Below are 18,325 nucleotides of genomic sequence, written 5' to 3'. Positions count from 1 at the left end.
GCTTTTTTCATTACAACAATGTAATCTTCATGTCACCTTTATCGATCGTTCCAATCCTTTCCATTCGTTATACTAAAAATATAAAGTGAAACTTTACTCAGCGAGGAGGATCCATCTCCCGCTAATTATTAAGTAAACGTATAGCAAGCAATTGATATGTAGAGGAGAATGTAACATGAAACAAAACAAACAAGCTATCTTTTTAATATTTGCTACAGCAATTGTAACTTCTGGACTGGCAATTCTACCCTGGTTTATTATATAGAACACATTAAAAAAGCTTATTGCTTCTTAAGAAGCAATAAGCTTTTTTCTATTATAAAATCCCGAAAAATTTATTTACACAACTTATCATAATAAGCATAGATACCGCAACACACATTACAATCGCATTACGATCTTGCTTTTCTTTTTGTAAATGCTCTACTTTTTTACTCATGTGTACAATCCCCTTTAAAAAAAAGTGTGAGATAGGAAATTTTTCTTATCCGATGCGAGGTGAATACGAAAACCCTCTCTATCTCACATACACAATAGAATGGAATTGTCATTTTATAAATAAAATGACATGACGTTATGTCGCAACATAGGGTATTTGTGTCGCTACGTTTTCTATTATAAAAAATAGTTGTGCAAAACTAGTGCATTTTTTATGTCAATTGCCCAGATCGAAAAAATCAGCCATCCATTCAATCACATAAAAAGAGTTTTTTATTATTTTCATGTAAACTATACAAGTAGAATGAATAGTTTGGGGTGCACAAGATTATGGTGAAAATTTTATTAGTAGACGATGAAGAACGTATGTTACGATTATTAGATTTGTTCTTAAGCCCTCGCGGCTATTTTTGTATGAAAGCTACTTCTGGCCTTGAAGCACTAGAATTAATCGAACAGAAGGACTTCGATATTATTTTATTAGATGTTATGATGCCGAATATGGATGGGTGGGATACTTGCTATCAAATCCGTCAAATTTCCAACGTTCCAATTATTATGCTAACAGCTCGCAACCAAAATTATGATATGGTCAAAGGTCTGACTATGGGAGCAGATGACTACATTACAAAACCATTCGATGAGCATGTATTAGTCGCGCGAATCGAGGCCATATTACGCCGTACGAAGAAAGACGGATTTGTTAGCTTCAATGGTATTGAGTGGGATAAAACGAAACATACTGTTACAGTTTATGGTGAAAGAATCTCACTAACTCCTATTGAATTCTCGTTACTTGGACTCTTTTTACAAAATACAAACCGTGCTTACAGCCGTGATGATTTAATTGAAAAAATTTGGGGCTATCAAACAGACATCGAATACAGAACTATCGATTCACATATTCGTAATATACGGGATAAGTTACGCAAAAAAGGATTTCCAGTTGAAGATTACTTAGAAACTGTCTATAAAGTCGGATATAAATGGAAAAGTGAATAATTACTTTAATCAGTGGGGATGGATAAAACCCCACTGATTAAAGTTTCACTCTATATGAAATAAGGTATGGTGAGAAAATGAGCAAACTTTCCCTTAAAGTTGGGACATACTTTTTAATATTAGCTTTATGTATTGAAACAATTGCCTTCGTATCTTTTTATAAGAACCTTTCAAACATACGCATTGAAGAGGAAACTCTTGCTCTTTTAGAGAAAGGAAATCGCTATAGTAAAATGATTAAAAACCGCGCAAAGTGGGGTGCATATTCTAAAGAAAGGCAACTCACAGAAAGCGCTGAACACAGTAAACGGCCTAAACGTGCTGTGTACCCCGAGTTTGATATCAACACTGAGGCTGAACAATTAGTTGAATCAGAATTAATTGCTAACTCTGATATAGCTATCATTATAACAGACAATAACGGCAAAATTATTTCTACCTCAGAACCCGTAACGAAAGAAATGCAAAAACAACTTACTTGTAAAACAGAGACTATCCCAGAAGGTGGATTAATCGTTGAAAAAAACTGGAAAAAATCAAAATTCATCTCAACAGTAAGCCCGCTGGAAATTCAAGGATTTCAAGGTAAGTTATATATGTTATTAAAGACATCTTTCTTAGAAAATATGTTACTTAAACTCATGAATCAATTTCTTATCATTAGTGTTTTGACAATTATTTTAACTACTATTTCTGTCTTTGTTTTTTCTCGTGTTATTACAGAACCGCTTATAAAAATGAAGCGGGCGACAGAAAAAATGTCAAAATTAAATAAGCCGATTCAATTAGGAATTAAACGAAATGATGAACTTGGAAGCTTAGCAAAAACGATTGAAGATTTATCTAGTGAACTTACGTATATGAAAAAAGAACGAAACGAATTTCTCGCTAGTGTAGCGCATGAATTACTAACTCCATTAACCTATATGAAAGGTTATGCAAAGGTAGCAAAAAGAGATTCTCTAACGAAAGAAGAACGTGAAGAATACTTACAAATCATTGAAGACGAAACGGATAGTGTAACCGATCTCGTACAAGATTTATTTATGCTTGTCCAATTAGAGCAACACCAGTTTGTTATAAAAAAACAAAAAGTAATTCTTAAACCATTTTTAGAACGAATGGTTGAAAAAACAAAAACAACATTAACAAACAAACAAATGCAACTCCATGTACATTGCAAAGATGATTTAGAAGTTTGCATAGACGAAAGACGTATGGAACAAGTTATGTTAAATTTATTACACAATGCTTATCAACATTCACCAGAAAACACTTCTATAATAATACGTGTACTAACCAGTGCAAATACTTTTACAATAAGTGTACAAGATGAAGGTGAAGGTATTCCAAAAGAAGATATCCCACATGTTTTTGATCGCTTTTACCGTGTCGATAAATCCAGAACACGAGCTACAGGTGGAAAAGGTATCGGACTGGCTGTTGCAAAAGAAATTGTAGAACTTCATAATGGTTCTATTGAAGTTAAAAGCGAATTAGAAGTCGGAACAGAATTTATAATTGAATTGCCATTTGTATAATATATGCGTGAAATCACCAGTAGTAGTCAACACTACTGGTGCTATTTTATTTATAAAACCAACTATTATAAGCTAAGCTTTTGAAATTATTCTTATTTCAATATAAAATATAGGTATAACTGTCAAAGATTTGGAGGGTGATACAATTGGATATCCATGTATTAACAAAAGACGAAGCAGAAATTTACTTAGAACTTCGAGTAGAAGGATTAAAACAAAATCCGGAAGCTTTCAGCTCTTCTTATGAAGATATTATTAATAAAGAGTGTGCTATTGAATATAAAGCCCAAAAATTAGCACAAGATGAGAACTATACACTAGGTGCATTTAAAGATGGCACTTTAATCGGAGTTGCAACACTGGAAACGAAACCATATGTAAAACAAGAACATAAAGCAAAAATCGGTTCAGTATACGTGTCTCCAAAAGCACGCGGACTTGGAGCGGGAAAAGCACTTATTAAAGAATGTCTTGAGCTTGCTAAATCTTTAGAAGTAGAGCAAGTTATGCTTGATGTTGTTGTCGGAAACGATGGTGCAAAAAAACTTTATGAGTCATTAGGCTTTAAAACGTTTGGCGTGCAAGAACGTTCATTAAAATATAACGGACAATATTGGGATGAAGAGCATATGGTTCTTTTCCTAGATGAAGAAAAGTAATAAAAAAACATCCTCCATTTATGAGGATGTTTTTTTACTTTCTTGTAAACCATGCTGTATATAATAATTGAATGGCCTCTTCAATTTCTTCCTCTAATAAAGTCGCAAATCCAAGCAATACTGTACTTTTGGGAGAAGTCCCTTCCTTATAATATATCGAAGCAGGATACACTTTAATACTCCTTTCAGCTGCAGCTTCCATTAATTCTTTCTCTTCCATCCCATTATGCACTTTTAATAAAATATGTAGGCCGGAATCTTCCCCTATTACTTCAATGCGATTAGAAAAATATTTTTCTAATACCGAAACAAGACGGTCTCTCTTCTTTCGGTACACAACACGCATTTTATGAATATGTTTTTCCCAATGCCCGTCATTTAAAAATTTCCTAATGATCTCTTGATCCATTCTTGAAACGCTTTGTGTGTAAAATAAATATTGTTGTTGATACTTTTCAATCAATTTCTTTGGTAACACCATATAGCTCATCCGTAATGATGGCAACAATGCTTTAGATAGCGTCCCCATATAAATAACTTTCCCGTCTGTATCTAACCCTTGCAGTGCCGGTATAGGTTTTCCCGAATAACGAAATTCACTATCGTAATCATCTTCAACAATATACCTACCTTCTTCTTTCTTCGCCCATTGTAAAAGCTGCATCCTTCTCGTGATAGGCATAATCATCCCATATGGAAACTGATGAGAAGGTGTAACAAACACAATATTAGCTGAACTATTTTCTAACTCTGAAATACAAATACCATCTTTATCTAAAGATAACATTTGAACATTTTGTTCACCCTGCTCGAAAACAACCATCTTTCGGTGGTAGCCTGGATTTTCAACTGCATAACCACTTCCTTTTAACAATTGAAATAACAACTTCACTAATATTTGCGTACCAGCTCCGATTACAATTTGACTAGCCGAACATCGCACACCTCTAGATTCATACAAATAGCTCGCGATTGCTTCTCGTAAACTTACCTCCCCTTGCGGATGTCCAATAAAAAGTAAATCTTTATTTTCAAATTGCCATACCTCGTTCGTAATTTTTCGATATACATGAAACGGAAAAGTGCTAGTATCCACACCCGTTTGAGTGAAGTCAAATTTATACACCTGCTCTTGAAAAGGTACTTCCCCTATTACCTCTTCGCTACCTTCCGCATGAATCATTTGCTCGATTTCACATACAAAATAACCTTTTCTAGAAATCGACTCAATATATCCTTCGGCAAGAAGTTGCTCATAAGCTGCCTCTACTGTATTTTTACTTACTTGTAAATATGTTGCTAGCTTCCTCTTAGCCGGTAATTTCGTAAAAGCCGGAATCGTTCCATCTTTAATTTCTTTTTTTATATACTCATACAACTGCACATACAATGCCTTCTTACTATTCATATTTAAATTAGGCGTTAATTCTAACATAATATCTGACCCCTTAATAAAACTAAAATCTGATACTTTTTACAGTACCAGATTTTATATATAATTCCTTTTATCATGTCACATATAAAAAATCAAATACTAAAGAGGAGATGCATGATCATGAACAAAAGTAGACGTATCGGACTCATTATGATTATTACAGGAGCCACATTATGGGGATTATCTGGACCGATGATTCAATGGCTATTTCAACATACTAACGTATCATCACTTGATTTTTTAACAATTCGCTTGTTGCTTGCAGGAATATTTATTTTGTCTTTCTTACTAATAAAGAAACAAAACATATTTCAAATTTGGAAACACCCTAGACATTCTATACAGCTTATTATTTTCTCTATTCTTGGCATGCTTGGTGCGCAGTACGCTTTTATCGAAACAGTTCATATTAGTAATGCGGTCACAGCAACACTCTTTCAATTTCTAGGCCCTGTTCTTATTACAATGTATGTTGCATTTGAGCAAAGAAAATTCCCTGCTTCTATGCAAATACTCGCAATTATAACTGCGCTAACAGGAACATACTTTATTATTACAAATGGCTCAATCGAAAATATTGTTTTATCTAAAGCAGCCATTATTTTCGGACTATTAACGGCAATAGGATTTGCATTTTATACCCTTCATCCAGCTTCTCTCATTAAAGAATGCGGAACAACTGTAGTAATTGGTTGGGGGATGTCAATTGGAGGGATTGCACTGCTTATTTGTAATCGTTCTTTTGGATGGAATCAGATTTCGCAAACTTTCACACTTCAAACTTTTTCTATGCTTATTCTTATCATTATAAGCGGCACTCTTTCTTTCCTTCTTTATATCGGTAGTCTTAAATATTTAGCAGCAACAGAAACAAGTATTTTATCTAGCATTGAACCACTTGTAGCTGCCATCGTTTCAATCGCTTGGCTTAATGAGTCTTTTGGAGCATATCAATTATTAGGCGGAGTATGTATTGTTCTTTCTGTTATTTTCTTAACAATGCCTCAAAAAGAGAGAGAACCAACCTTTTCAACTGAACAAATATAGAAAATGTCAAAAGAGGTCGTACAAAACTTACGACCTCTTTTTATGATTTAAAGGAATTGTCCCGCCTGCTAGCAAATACAATTACACTAACAATAAAAATTAGGAGTGTGGCACCATGAAAAAAATCGGAACTATGCTACTTTTCTCCTTCCTCATTACTGGCTGCGCGCAAATGCAACCCGATTCAAATGTACCTAAAAAAGAAGTACTAGAAACATCATCCTCTCAAATTAACGCACCTTCCTTTTTTCACCTTAGTGTCTTAAAAGATGTAAATTGGGAAGAAGCACCATCATTCGTAGAAGGAAAAATACCGTTAAAAGGCATTGAAAGAAAAATTGCAATGGCTGATAGCTCTATTATCGCAAATGAGCAAAATGAAATAATGTGGTTCTTCCTGGATCCTGAAATGCCAACTGGAAAACTATCTATTATCGCGTTAAAACAAGGAACTACAACTCCAACACCAGTACTCTTTCAAAAAGAAACCTCCAAACAAACTTGGACTACTTCAAATACAGTCGATACAACCGTAAAGGAACTCCCTCTCGTAATGTCACTACCTTCATCTGGATTATGGGTATTAAACATATATGTGAATGAAAGATATTATGATCAATTTGTAATCAATGCCGAATAAAGTGACAAAACTGAAACACTTCCTTACAACAATGTAATTTCTACGTCACGTACTTCGATAGATGGATTATCTCTCTTCTCTTATACTTAAAGTAAGAAATGACGCAAGGAGAGATGAGAGATGAAAAAAATGATAGAAGTGATCGTAGCAGTAACTGAGGTTTTAATAAATGGTAAACAAGTTGCAATGGAATTAAATAAATAATGAAAGGGGCTTGAATAAATTTACACTTCTTCATTATTTTGATTTCTTATCTCAAAAAAAGCAGTGCCTTTTTAAGGCGCTGCTTTTGACTATTTATAACTTGGCATTTTCGTAATTTGCGCCACTCCTGAATCAATGGCTGCTTTCGCTACTACTTCTGCAACACTTGGAACAACTCTTTTATCTAATGGATTTGGAATTACATAATTCGCATTACGCTCTTCGTCCGTAATTATGTTAGCGATCCCATATGCTGCTGCTAATTTCATCTCTTCTGTAATATCAGTCGCGCGTACGTCTAATGCACCACGGAATATACCAGGGAACGCTAATACATTATTTACTTGATTTGAATAATCAGAACGACCAGTTCCAACTACAGCAGCTCCAGCTTCTAATGCATCTTCTGGGAATATTTCTGGAATTGGATTCGCCATTGCAAACACAATCGCTTTCTCATTCATCGTCTGTACAAGTTCTTTCGTTAATACATTAGGAGCAGATACGCCAATGAAAATATCAGCCTGATGAATCGCTTCTTTTAATGTTCCACGTACATATTCGCGATTTGTCTTCTTTGAAACTTCGATTTGTGCTTCGTTCATCCATGTTTCACCTTCACAAACAATACCTTCTAAGCTAACTAACGTAATATGTTTTACGCCAGCTTTTAATAATAATTTTCCAATTGCAATTCCTGCCGAACCCGCACCGTTAATAACAATTTTCACATCATCCATTTGCTTACTTACAACTTTTAATGCATTAATAACGGCTGCTAAAACGACAATAGCCGTCCCATGCTGATCATCATGAAATACAGGAATATTCGTTTCTTCTTTTAATCGTCTTTCAATTTCAAAGCAACGTGGTGCTGCAATATCTTCTAAATTAATTCCTGCAAATGTAGGCTCTAAATTTTTAACAAGGGTAACGATTTCATCCACATCAGTCGTCCCTAAACATAACGGGAAAGCATCTACATTCGCAAATTTCTTAAATAAAATACTTTTCCCTTCCATAACAGGCATAGCCGCTTTCGGTCCAATATTCCCTAAACCAAGTACTGCAGTTCCATCTGAAACAACTGCAACCATATTACCACGTGCTGTATAGTCATAGGCTGTTTCCTCATCTGCCGCAATTGCTTTGCAAGACTCCGCTACACCTGGTGTATAAGTCAGGCTTAAATCATCCGCTGTATTTACTTCTACCTTACTTGTAATCTCAATTTTCCCTACTAACTCTTTATGCAATAACAATGATCTTTCATTAATTTGATTTTCTAACATACTTATAATCTCCCCTTAATTTGACAAGCTAGCTATATGAATATAGCTAGCTTGTTTGATCATGAAAACATTGTTAATAAGATTGTCGCTGTTACAACCATTGCTGCCCCGCCTAAACGCGTCGAAATTTGCGCGAACGGCATTAATTCCATACGATTTGAAGCTGATAAAATAGCAACATCTCCAGTTCCACCTAAACCGCTATGACATCCAGTTACAATCGCTGATTCAACTGGATACATTTTCATCACTTTTCCTATAAGAAAACCTGACGCTACCATTGTAAGAACAACCGATGCACAAACAACAACATATCCTACAGAAAGAACTGCCGCTACGTCTTTTAACGGAATATATAGCAATCCTAAACCGACCATTAGCGGCCAAGTTAAATTCTTTGAAATAAATTTATATAAATGGAATGCTCCTTGTTCCATTTTTGCTGGCATTAATTTAAAGTATTTCACAAGTGCCGCTGAGAAAATCATAATGATTGCTCCTGGAATACCGATAAACTTAGAAGCAAATCCTCCGAAGATGAAGAACGTACACGCAATTAATAAACCTGCTCCCATTAATGAGAAGTCAATTGGTTTCTCTGTATTTTGTTCTTTTAATAACTCTGCTTGATTATCTGTTTTCACTAATACACCGTTACCACTAAGCTCAGGTCTCTTCTCACCTAAACGCTTCATATACCCTGCACTCACGATTGCAAACATATTCCCAATAATAGCTGCCGGAATAAGCTGTGATACAAACGTTGCTGATGATTCATTTAAAATATCACTATAAGCTAGCGACAATGGTAAAATCCCTTCTCCGATACCACCACTCACAATTGGTACGATGATAAAGAAAAATGTCTGCTTCATTTCAAATCCAAATAGTGAACCGACTAATAAGCCCACTGCTACAGAAGCTAACGTCCCTACTACTAAAGGAATAAACATACGAACGAAACCTTGTACTAATACTTTACGGTTCATTCCTAAAATACTTCCAACTACTAAACAAGAAATATATAAATATAAAAAGTTCGATTTTTTCATTAACATGGTCGCAGCTTCCATTGAAGCTGGATTCATCCAGTTAAAAAATACAAGTAACGATGGAATAAATAATGAGAGAATTGCTGGACCACCGATATTTTTTAATATTGGAATTCTCATCCCAATGTCACCTAAGAAAATACCCATGATCATAATAACTGCAAAACCACCAATCATATCTGCTGGTAATTTATTATATACAGATGCTCCATAAATAATAGCAGCCAATACTACATATAACGGTAAAGGTATAACACCGATTTTAACGTTCATAATTTTAGAAGCGAAAGATTCACTTTTCAATTCATTGCCTTCAGAAAATGATACCGCTTCCACATTCTTTTGAATTCCCATATGGCACCCCCTTGTTTTCTTAATAACAATATTAAAACGCTTTCAATAGTAAAAATAGCTTTTGTAAGTTTTGTAACTACTTTTGTAATTAAAAAAAGTATAAGCGGCCTATAATAAGTCGCTTATACGTAAAAGTCTATTTTATTTTGGTCAATACACCTTAATTTACTCACCGGTCTTCCCACATTTTGATACACCATTTCATTCTCTAATACTCCGATTTCAGTCAAAAACATTACATACTTTCGAATAGAAACTCTCGAAACCCCTACTAATTGCGCCATTTCATCAGTTGTAAATGCTTGTCCATTAAGTGATTTGATTTTCTTCCAAATTAATTGCAATGTTTGCTTCGTTAATCCTTTCGGAAGCTCTTTAGTGACAGTAGGCTCTCTTTTTTCTTTTTGCAAAATTAACGAATCTAATTCCGATTGACTAATTTTTTGTTGTTCTTTCATGAAAGTAAGTTTTTCTCGATATATAGTTAATGCCTTTTTAAATCGTTCAAATGTAAATGGCTTAATTAAATAATCTACTACACCATATTGTAATGCTTTTTTAATACTCCCCATATCATGTACGGCTGAAATCATCATAATATCGATTTCTTTTTCTTGGTTGCGAATATACATTAAAAGCTCAAATCCAGTTTCTTCAGGCATAAAAATATCAAGTAATACTAAATCTACTCGTGATTCCTCTAATACTTCTATCGCTGCTTTAACTGAGTTAACTGCATGGACAAGTTCAAACCCTCCCACTTGCTCTAAATAATGCGTATTTAACATCGCAACCATCGGGTCATCTTCTACAATTAAAACTTTAATCATATTTGCCTCTCATCCCTACCTTTAGGTATTTCAATTGTTATCGTTGTTCCCTTTCCTACTAATGAATGCATATGAATTTCCCCATTTATTCGCTGTATACTTTCTTTTACAAGATACAAACCATAACCGCGATTATCCCCTTTTGTGGAATAACCTTTTGTAAATAATGCATCCACTGCGTCTTCTTCTATACCTTTCCCCGTATCTTGTACTGTAATAGTTAATGCATTCTGATATTGTATCCCAACTTCAACTTGTTTCTTTTTGCAATGTATCACTGCCTCTAATGCATTATCTATTAAGTTCCCTACAATCGTAATAAGTTCATGAGTAATACTTTCATCATATATTTCCGGCAAGTAAGAATCTTCACTTATAATTAACTTTATATTTTTCTCCCTAGCATAGCTAAGTTTACCTAGTAAAAAACCAGCAAATACTGGACTTTTTATTCTTTTCATAACCCCACCAATTTCATATTGATGCTCTGATACCATGCCGCTTATATACTTTTGTAATTCTTCATATTGTTTCATATGTGTAAGCCCTAATACGACATGCATTTTATTCATAAATTCATGAGATTGTGCCCGTAACGCTTCCGCATATAGCCTAATACCAGTTAGTTCTTCTGCTAATTTTCTAATTTCTGTTTTATCACGAAATGTTGCGATCGCGCCAACTATTTCTCCTTTTACATATAAAGGAACACGATTTGTGACTATCGTAATTCCGTAAATATTTTGTTCTTCGTTTAATTGTACCTCGCCTGTTTGCAACACTTCTTTTATACGCGAATTTGGCATATACAACTCAACATCTTTACCAATAAAGTCTTCTTCAAGTCCACTTTTTTTAAATAGCCGTTTCGCTTCATTATTAATTAACGTTACTCTCGCCTCTTTATCTACAGCAATAATGCCTTCTTTTACAGATTGTAACATCGTATTTCTTTCTTCAAGAATTTTCGCTATCCTGTGCGGCTCAAGACCGAATAAACTTTTCTTTATATGTCTAGCTAGCAATATTGCTCCTATAAGTCCGACTAATACTCCAACTCCGACACCGATATAAATAATATGTCTACTTTCCTTAACTCTCTCTTTTACATTATCTGCCGAGATACCAACGGCCGCCGCGCCAAGTTGTTCACCTGTTTCAGAAAATATTGGTACAAACACTCGCATTGAAATACCTAAAGTTCCTTCTGCTAGCGATACATGTTCCTTCCCTTTCAATGCAGGTCCTTCATCTCCCCCAATAAAATGATGACCTATTTTTTGAGGATTTGGATGAGATTTTCTTATTCCATCCATATCCATAACTACAATAAATTGAACACCTGTATTTTTTAATATTCTATTTGTATACGTTTGGATTGCTGAAGTATCTGCTTTCCCAATCAAACCATTGATTACAACTGAATCATTCGCCACAATGTGTGCAATTGTTTTCGCTTTCTCTGCCTGGCTTTCCTCCGTTGTCCGTTCTACATTATGACTAATTAATATATCTGTCACAAGTAAAGAAAAAATTACAACTGTACAAACTAACAATGTAATCGTTTTCCATAAATTCCATAGTCTTTTTCTTTTTTTCATCCCGTTAATGACTCCCCTAATTACTGAATAGAAAAATAAGTAAGGTGATATTATTTTCACCTTACTTATTTGCTGTTATTATACTTTAAATTTACTAGTCATTGCTTGTAGTTCTTCGGCCATCTCAGCTAAGTTTTGCGAAGCCGAACTAATTTCTTCCATCGAATTTACTTGTTCTTCTGTTGAAGCTGCAACACTTTGCATACTAGCTGTATTTTCTTCTGCAGCCGCTGCAATTTCATCAATAGCGTTTGTCACTTCATTTGCATCTCCAGCGATTCTCTTCGTTGTTTCTACCATTTGATTAACTTGAGAAACAATATGAGTAGTAGAACTTAAAATTTCTGTAAAACTTACTTTCGTTTTTGTTACAACATCTAAGCCTTGTTGAACTTCCCCACTCACATTATCCATTGCCTTAACAGTATGTTCAATATCAGCCTTAATTTCTGCAATTAAATTTGCAATCTCTCCAGATGATTCTCCTGATTGCTCTGCTAATTTTCTAACTTCATCAGCTACAATAGCAAATCCTCTTCCCTGCTCACCTGCTCTTGCCGCCTCAATAGCCGCATTTAAAGCTAATAAGTTCGTTTGAGTAGCAATATTTTGAATTGCTTCAGAAATAGCTCCTACCTGCTTTGATTTCTCATCAAGAAGTTTAATAATAGCATCTGACTCGGATACCGATTTAGAAATAGACTGCATTTGTTTTGCTGTTTGTTCAACCAATTCTTCCCCTTCTTCAGCTCTTTCTCTCGCATGTAATGAGGAGATAGAAATTGATTCCGCGCTTCCAGTTACATCTTGAATTGCTGTATTTACCTGTTGTAATGTAGCCGCACCTTCTTCAACACCTTGACTTTGTGATTCAGCCCCACCTGATACTTGTTCCATTGCAATTGTAATTTGATCTGTCGCATCATTTGCTTGCTGTACGCTCGCTGTTAACTCTTCAGCCGATGCAGCGACATGTTCTGCTGAAAAACTAATTTGAGTAATCACATCTTGTAAAGAGGCAGACATTTCATTAAATGAACTCCCTAATTTCCCTATATCATCCTTGGAATGGATTGTAATTTTCTCTGTCAAATCTCCCTTACTAATTTTATGTGCCGAGTCAGCTATTTTTCTTAATGGTCTTGTAATAGACTTTGTAATGAAATAAATTAATACACTACCAAATACAATAGCGATAGCAATGACAATCAAAGTCTTATAAAACACTGGATTCGCAGCTTGGGTAATTTCTTCGTCGAACATAACTCCAACTACTTTCCATCCTGTTTTCTCATTTGTTGCAAAGATTAAATTCTTTTTATCACCTTGTTCTGTATAAGACACATTTCCTTGTTTTTCTTCATAAATTGGTTTAATCCACGGATCAGTAACTTTTGCACCTGGTTTTCTAGATGGATGACTAACAATTTGCTTATTTTGATCTAGAATAACTGCATAACCTTTTTCACCAATGTTAATCATTTTGGAAATTTTTAAGATGTTATCTAAATTTAAATTAATTCCTATAACACCTTTACCATCTTTTACTTCTTTAGCAATTGTCACTACCATATTTTTAGTAGATGCTGATTGATATGGTGCAGTAACAATTACCTTTCCTTTATTTTCATACGCTTCTTTATACCAAGATCTATCTGTTGGGTTATAGCCATCAGCCATTTGGATAAATGGTTCTCTTATAAACTTTCCTGCCTGTGTTCCAATATAAATACCTTCTACTTCTGGATGAAGTTTTATATATTGCGCTAACTTCGTTCTTACTATTTCTTCTTGTCCGTTTGGATATGTATCCTCTGTTAAAATGTCTGCAAAGTACGCCGCATCAACAAATTTCTCTTCTATATTTTGAGAAATAACAGTATTTAAAACTGAAATATTTTCCTTTGCTTTACCTGTAATTTGTTGTTCAAAATTTGTTTTGGCAGTTTGATATGAAACACCACCGATAATAAGTCCTGGTATAGTTAAAATAAGAAAAAATGAAATGATTAATTTTTTCTTGATACTCATACATTTAACCCAGTTAAATATTTTTTGCATAATAATCCTCCTTTATGTAATAGAACACTTGTGTAATTTTATACAATCAACATGTATAAAACAATATATAATGATAACATGTAATTTTTTCGTCAATTATGCATTTTTACATATCCACTTCTCCTAAACATTTTAATCCTAAAAAACAAGAGAACTTTAGCATATATAATAAGCTAAAGTTCTCTTGTTTTTTAACAGCTTCTCTTCAAAAAAATCTGCAAACCTTCTCTTACAATTTCTTAAATCTTTATCCTTCACCTTATAGTTATATAGTTCATGCTCTTATTCCTAATTTATTTGGAGTTATTTACATAGCTAATTGCCTGACTCCCCATCTGCACCCATGCCTGTTCAAATTTTCCTCTTGGCACTTTTACATCTAAGCTATCATCGAGGGGATCTCGAATATATACAGATTCCTTATCGTACCCAACAAGTACAACACAATGTTCATTATACGTAATAGAAACATCCCCACTATTTGTTTCCCATGTAGTAAATTCATCTTCATCTAAAGGAGCATATGTTGCATTCGTAATCATGACTACCGGGTGCCCTGCTTTTACACTCTTATAAATTTCTTCTATACTCTTCCCTGTTAAGTCCACAGCTTTATTCGGTAAATATTTTTTTGCTAACTGAAAAAGTGGTCCGTGATATACACCGTATCCGGATTCAGAAAAGGTATAAATATTCCCTACAAATCCTTCATTCGGATTCCCACGTACACCATCTTCCATAAAATTAACTTTTTTTATTTCATTTGCTAATTTCATCTTATCTACAGAAACACCTGCGTATTGTAACATCATCGCTAAACTTGTTACTTCGCAGCCTCTATCTAACTCTGGTAATTGCTGAATTAAAGGCACATTTGATAACATGACTTTTTCATCGTTATTACTAAACTCTATCCGTTTTTGACTTTGTACACTTGAAAATAGTAACCCCTTTACTTTCTCCACATACTTTGTAATTCCATTTGTATATGCACCCCATACCCCTATACATAGTAAGGCCATACATATATACCACTTCCATTTTCGTATCACTCTCACGCCCTTTTTAATTCGTTAAATACGAATAAAACGCATTAGCATCTGTTTGAACCATAGGAACAAACTTAAGCTCTTTTCCCTTTTCAGGTTGTTCAAGATTTATCTTCTCCGCTAAATCTTGAATCTTCAAATTCGTTCTATCCATACCTAGCTCATCTGCTATTTCTATTACCTTTTGCTCATTTATTTCTCTTAATACTTGATATATATCTTTGCCATATAAATCAATATGATATTTTTTTGCTTCTTCCTGTACTTTTTGTTCGTACACTTCCCCTGCTAACTCTTCCATCTCTTTTCCTTGTTGAGCAATACCTAGCTTTTCTGCTTCTTCTCTAACTTTCGTTCCGTAGATTTCTTCCTCAATCTCTTCTATTTCTTTTCCTTCAGTTGAAACACCAAGCTTTTCTGCTTCATTATTAATTTTAATCTTATTAATTTGATCAATTAAACTTACAATCGACGTATTCTCTATAGATATTCCTAGTTTCAACGCTTCTTTCCTCACTTTTGTTTCATAAATTTCTTCTGAAAGAATTCCAACATCTTTCCCTTCTGCCGAGATACCTAATTGATTAGCTTCTCTTCCTACTTCCGTCTCATGAATTTCTTTTTCTAACGTAATTTGTTCTTTCCCATCCGTTTCAATGCCTAACTTTTCCGCTTTTTCTTCCGTATGCATTGCATGTATTTTCCCATCATTTAATTGTTCTTTACTACGCTGCGTGTAATCTGTCTTTCCTTTTGTCATTCCAGAAGGGGAGGCACCCCCTAATATACTTAAACTCATTACTCCAATAGTGAATACCGTCATCATTTTCTTTTTCAAGACTTCTTCCTCCCTCTCACGCTTTCTTTTTCCAGCTTTCCCATAAATTTTTTTATACTATGCATAAACTTCATCTCTGTTAGAAATAACCTTATGATTTATCCAGTTCATTCAAAAAAACTTACATCTTTTCTTTCCATCACAAGTTTCCATGATGTAATACATGATACAAGTTGTTTCTTAACTTTCCCTTAAAAAAAAGACGACCTTGTAAAAACAAGATCGTCTTCTCACTTATATTCTTTGATTTTTAGGGAAAATCACTTCAAAACAAGTTCCTTCTCCCCATTTGCTCTCTACCGATATTTTTCCATAATGCTTTTCTACAATCCAATTAGCGATTGAAAGACCTAACCCAGCTCCTTCTGACATACTTCTTGCTTTGTCTCCTTGATAAAAACGATCAAATAAATTTGGAATATCTTCTTCTTTAACTCCTATCCCATTATCTTTCACCCGTATACGAATTGAATTACTCGTTTGTGTGCAATCAATTTGAATATGCCCATCTTCATTCGTATACTTCATCGCATTATCTAACAATATGACCATCATTTGATGGATTCTCTCTCTATCACCCATAAACGTTATATCACGTTCTACTTTTAATATCATCGCTTTTTCTTGATAAGAGGCAATTTCTTTATATGGATTTATAATTTCTTCTAACAACTTATCCAGTTCAAATGTTTTCTTTTCCATCTCAATTTGATTAGAATCCGAACGTGCTAACAACAATAAATTGCTAACGAGTTTCGATAGCCGCCTACATTCTTTTGAAATTGTAGAGATATCCACGGCTTTTTCTTCTATCGTAGCGGATGGGGACTGGAATAATACATCCGTTTTTGATTGAATAACTGCAAGCGGTGTTCTTAATTCATGTGATGCATCGGAAACGAATTGCTGCTGTTTCTCCCATGAATTTTGAATAGGTATGAGTGCCCTGCCAGCTAGGAAAAAACCGATACCTATTGCACATAGACTGCCTATGCTACAACCTATTATGAGAATTAAAAATAAAGTATTTAGCATTTCTTCTTCAGCTGTTGTATCACGTACAATTTGAACTATTTTTCCATCTTCTTGAAACGCAAACGTTCTAAAATATCGTCCTTGCACTTCAATATCTTGCAAATCCCCTACCTTTTTTGGAGAAAACTTTTCCAAATCCCCTTCAAAGTTAGAGCGAAATTTATGGTTATCGCCTTCTATCTCCACTATTTTTCCATTCCAAGTTATTATAGTTATCCGTGGGTCTCGAATTTTGATATTCTCTATACGTTTTCTTGGTGGTGGCATTTTAACATCAAATTTTTCTCTATACTGAGTTATCATTTTTATAGATTGATCCACTTCATTATAAGTACGCTTGTATGTGTACGAATAAATAATACTACCTAATACACCTATTAATAGGATGAATACTAACGAATTCAATATAGTTAGACGAATACGTGTCTTTTGAAACATGCTTCCCTTTCTCATTGTTCTTTTAATATATATCCAATACCTCGAACGGTTTGAATATCTTTCTGATAACCGAATGGTTCTAATTTTTTACGTAAATGATGTACATACACTTCTACAATTGCTACTGTCGTATCTGAATCAAATCCCCAAACACGATCGAAAATTTGTTCACGCATTAAAATCTTCCCGCTATTTTGAATGAGATACTCTAGTAGCTCGTATTGTTTTAATGTCAGCTTAATACCTTGTCCATCTACTTGAATGTCTTTATCTTTTCCGAACAATTCAATTCCTTTATAGCGAATGGTCTGCTGTGTTGTTAAACTACCACTTCTGCGTAGTAATGCACGAATTCTCGCTTTTAATTCAGGGGCCTGAAACGGCTTAACAATATAGTCATCTCCACCAAAGTCCAATCCTTTCACTCGATCTTCTAAAGAATCTCTCGCTGTCAAAAACAAGACTGGCGTTTCAATCTTTTCATCACGTATTTTTTGAATCACTTCAAATCCGTCCATTTCTGGCATCATCACATCAAGCAAAATTGCATCATAAATGTTTTGCAGCGCCAAAAACAAGCCGTCTTCCCCATTCATTGCCGTATCCACTTCAAATTCATCACGTAAAATTTGTACGATAGACTCTAATAACGAGGCATTATCTTCTACTACAAGTAAGCGCATATTCTCACCTTCCACAATCTATTTCAACTCTCTTTATTATTGCATCTCTTCTCTTCATAACGAAATAATGTAATCATATTATGTAATTTCATTTTCAACTATTTCCTTCTAAAGTTTTGCTCGATA

16 protein-coding genes and 1 pseudogene are annotated in these 18,325 nt (G+C 34.3%); 5 read left to right on the top strand and 12 right to left on the bottom strand.

What is annotated here, in order from left to right; all coding sequences use genetic code 11:
* Window positions 1–316: 316 nt before the first annotated feature.
* Window positions 317–439, bottom strand: a complete 123-nt coding sequence (locus tag JFU23_RS30950; protein ID WP_002113959.1) for a hypothetical protein — start codon at window positions 437–439, stop codon at window positions 317–319.
* A 329-nt stretch (window positions 440–768) separates the two neighbouring features.
* On the opposite strand from JFU23_RS30950, the gene JFU23_RS18615 reads away from it, so the two are divergent.
* The 3 genes from JFU23_RS18615 to JFU23_RS18605 all read left to right on the top strand — a co-directional run bounded on the left by JFU23_RS18615 (window position 769) and on the right by JFU23_RS18605 (window position 3,640).
* On the top strand, window positions 769–1,440 hold the full coding sequence (locus tag JFU23_RS18615; RefSeq protein WP_016126538.1) for a response regulator transcription factor: 672 nt from the start codon (window positions 769–771) through the stop codon (window positions 1,438–1,440).
* Between the two features lie 77 nt (window positions 1,441–1,517).
* A complete protein-coding gene (locus JFU23_RS18610; RefSeq protein ID WP_201032436.1) occupies window positions 1,518–2,981 on the top strand; it encodes a HAMP domain-containing sensor histidine kinase in 1,464 nt (487 codons plus the stop codon).
* 146 nt (window positions 2,982–3,127) lie between these two features.
* The gene (locus tag JFU23_RS18605) at window positions 3,128–3,640 is read left to right on the top strand and encodes a GNAT family N-acetyltransferase (RefSeq protein WP_002029700.1); all 513 of its coding nucleotides are present in this window, start codon (window positions 3,128–3,130) and stop codon (window positions 3,638–3,640) included.
* A 34-nt stretch (window positions 3,641–3,674) separates the two neighbouring features.
* On the opposite strand, the gene pdxR is transcribed toward JFU23_RS18605, so the two are convergent.
* Window positions 3,675–5,075, bottom strand: a complete 1,401-nt coding sequence (gene pdxR, locus JFU23_RS18600) for a MocR-like pyridoxine biosynthesis transcription factor PdxR (protein WP_201032435.1) — start codon at window positions 5,073–5,075, stop codon at window positions 3,675–3,677.
* Window positions 5,076–5,195: 120 nt separating this feature from the next.
* On the opposite strand from pdxR, the gene JFU23_RS18595 reads away from it, so the two are divergent.
* The gene (locus JFU23_RS18595) at window positions 5,196–6,122 is read left to right on the top strand and encodes a DMT family transporter (RefSeq protein ID WP_002091048.1); all 927 of its coding nucleotides are present in this window, start codon (window positions 5,196–5,198) and stop codon (window positions 6,120–6,122) included.
* 115 nt (window positions 6,123–6,237) lie between these two features.
* Window positions 6,238–6,762: a DUF4871 domain-containing protein gene (locus tag JFU23_RS18590; RefSeq protein WP_002167075.1), complete on the top strand. Its 525-nt coding sequence runs from the start codon at window positions 6,238–6,240 to the stop codon at window positions 6,760–6,762.
* A gap of 293 nt (window positions 6,763–7,055) precedes the next feature.
* Here JFU23_RS18590 and JFU23_RS18585 read toward each other — a convergent pair whose 3' ends face one another.
* The 10 genes and pseudogenes from JFU23_RS18585 to JFU23_RS18545 form a co-directional block, all read right to left on the bottom strand.
* Window positions 7,056–8,258, bottom strand: a complete 1,203-nt coding sequence (locus JFU23_RS18585) for an NAD(P)-dependent malic enzyme (protein ID WP_085309029.1) — start codon at window positions 8,256–8,258, stop codon at window positions 7,056–7,058.
* Window positions 8,259–8,317: 59 nt separating this feature from the next.
* The gene (locus JFU23_RS18580) at window positions 8,318–9,664 is read right to left on the bottom strand and encodes a 2-hydroxycarboxylate transporter family protein (protein ID WP_016093372.1); all 1,347 of its coding nucleotides are present in this window, start codon (window positions 9,662–9,664) and stop codon (window positions 8,318–8,320) included.
* 122 nt (window positions 9,665–9,786) lie between these two features.
* Window positions 9,787–10,494 (bottom strand): response regulator, encoded by a 708-nt coding sequence (locus tag JFU23_RS18575; RefSeq protein ID WP_201032434.1) that lies wholly within the window; start codon window positions 10,492–10,494, stop codon window positions 9,787–9,789.
* Window positions 10,491–12,095 carry a sensor histidine kinase gene (locus JFU23_RS18570; RefSeq protein ID WP_201032433.1) on the bottom strand — a complete coding sequence of 535 codons (1,605 nt, stop codon included), beginning with the start codon at window positions 12,093–12,095 and terminating at the stop codon, window positions 10,491–10,493. Before JFU23_RS18570 ends, JFU23_RS18575 begins: the two co-directional genes overlap by 4 nt.
* Before the next feature lie 78 nt (window positions 12,096–12,173).
* A complete protein-coding gene (locus tag JFU23_RS31355) occupies window positions 12,174–12,992 on the bottom strand; it encodes a methyl-accepting chemotaxis protein (protein ID WP_434476221.1) in 819 nt (272 codons plus the stop codon).
* A gap of 120 nt (window positions 12,993–13,112) precedes the next feature.
* Window positions 13,113–14,126: pseudogene (locus JFU23_RS31350) on the bottom strand (HAMP domain-containing protein); the annotation flags it as partial.
* 323 nt (window positions 14,127–14,449) lie between these two features.
* The gene (locus JFU23_RS18560; protein ID WP_002125127.1) at window positions 14,450–15,178 is read right to left on the bottom strand and encodes a C39 family peptidase; all 729 of its coding nucleotides are present in this window, start codon (window positions 15,176–15,178) and stop codon (window positions 14,450–14,452) included.
* 43 nt (window positions 15,179–15,221) lie between these two features.
* On the bottom strand, window positions 15,222–16,043 hold the full coding sequence (locus tag JFU23_RS18555) for a hypothetical protein (protein WP_002140315.1): 822 nt from the start codon (window positions 16,041–16,043) through the stop codon (window positions 15,222–15,224).
* Between the two features lie 234 nt (window positions 16,044–16,277).
* Complete coding sequence (locus tag JFU23_RS18550; protein ID WP_201032431.1) at window positions 16,278–17,516, bottom strand: sensor histidine kinase; 1,239 nt, start codon at window positions 17,514–17,516, stop codon at window positions 16,278–16,280.
* Between the two features lie 11 nt (window positions 17,517–17,527).
* Entirely contained in the window at window positions 17,528–18,199 is a 672-nt protein-coding gene (locus JFU23_RS18545; protein WP_002091066.1) for a response regulator transcription factor, read from the bottom strand.
* Window positions 18,200–18,325 lie beyond the last annotated feature (126 nt).

The sequence above is a fragment of the Bacillus sp. TH50 genome, from assembly GCF_016650565.1.
Taxonomy (GTDB): Bacteria; Bacillota; Bacilli; order Bacillales; family Bacillaceae_G; genus Bacillus_A; species Bacillus_A mycoides.
This window is presented reverse-complemented; position numbering and strand designations above follow the sequence as displayed.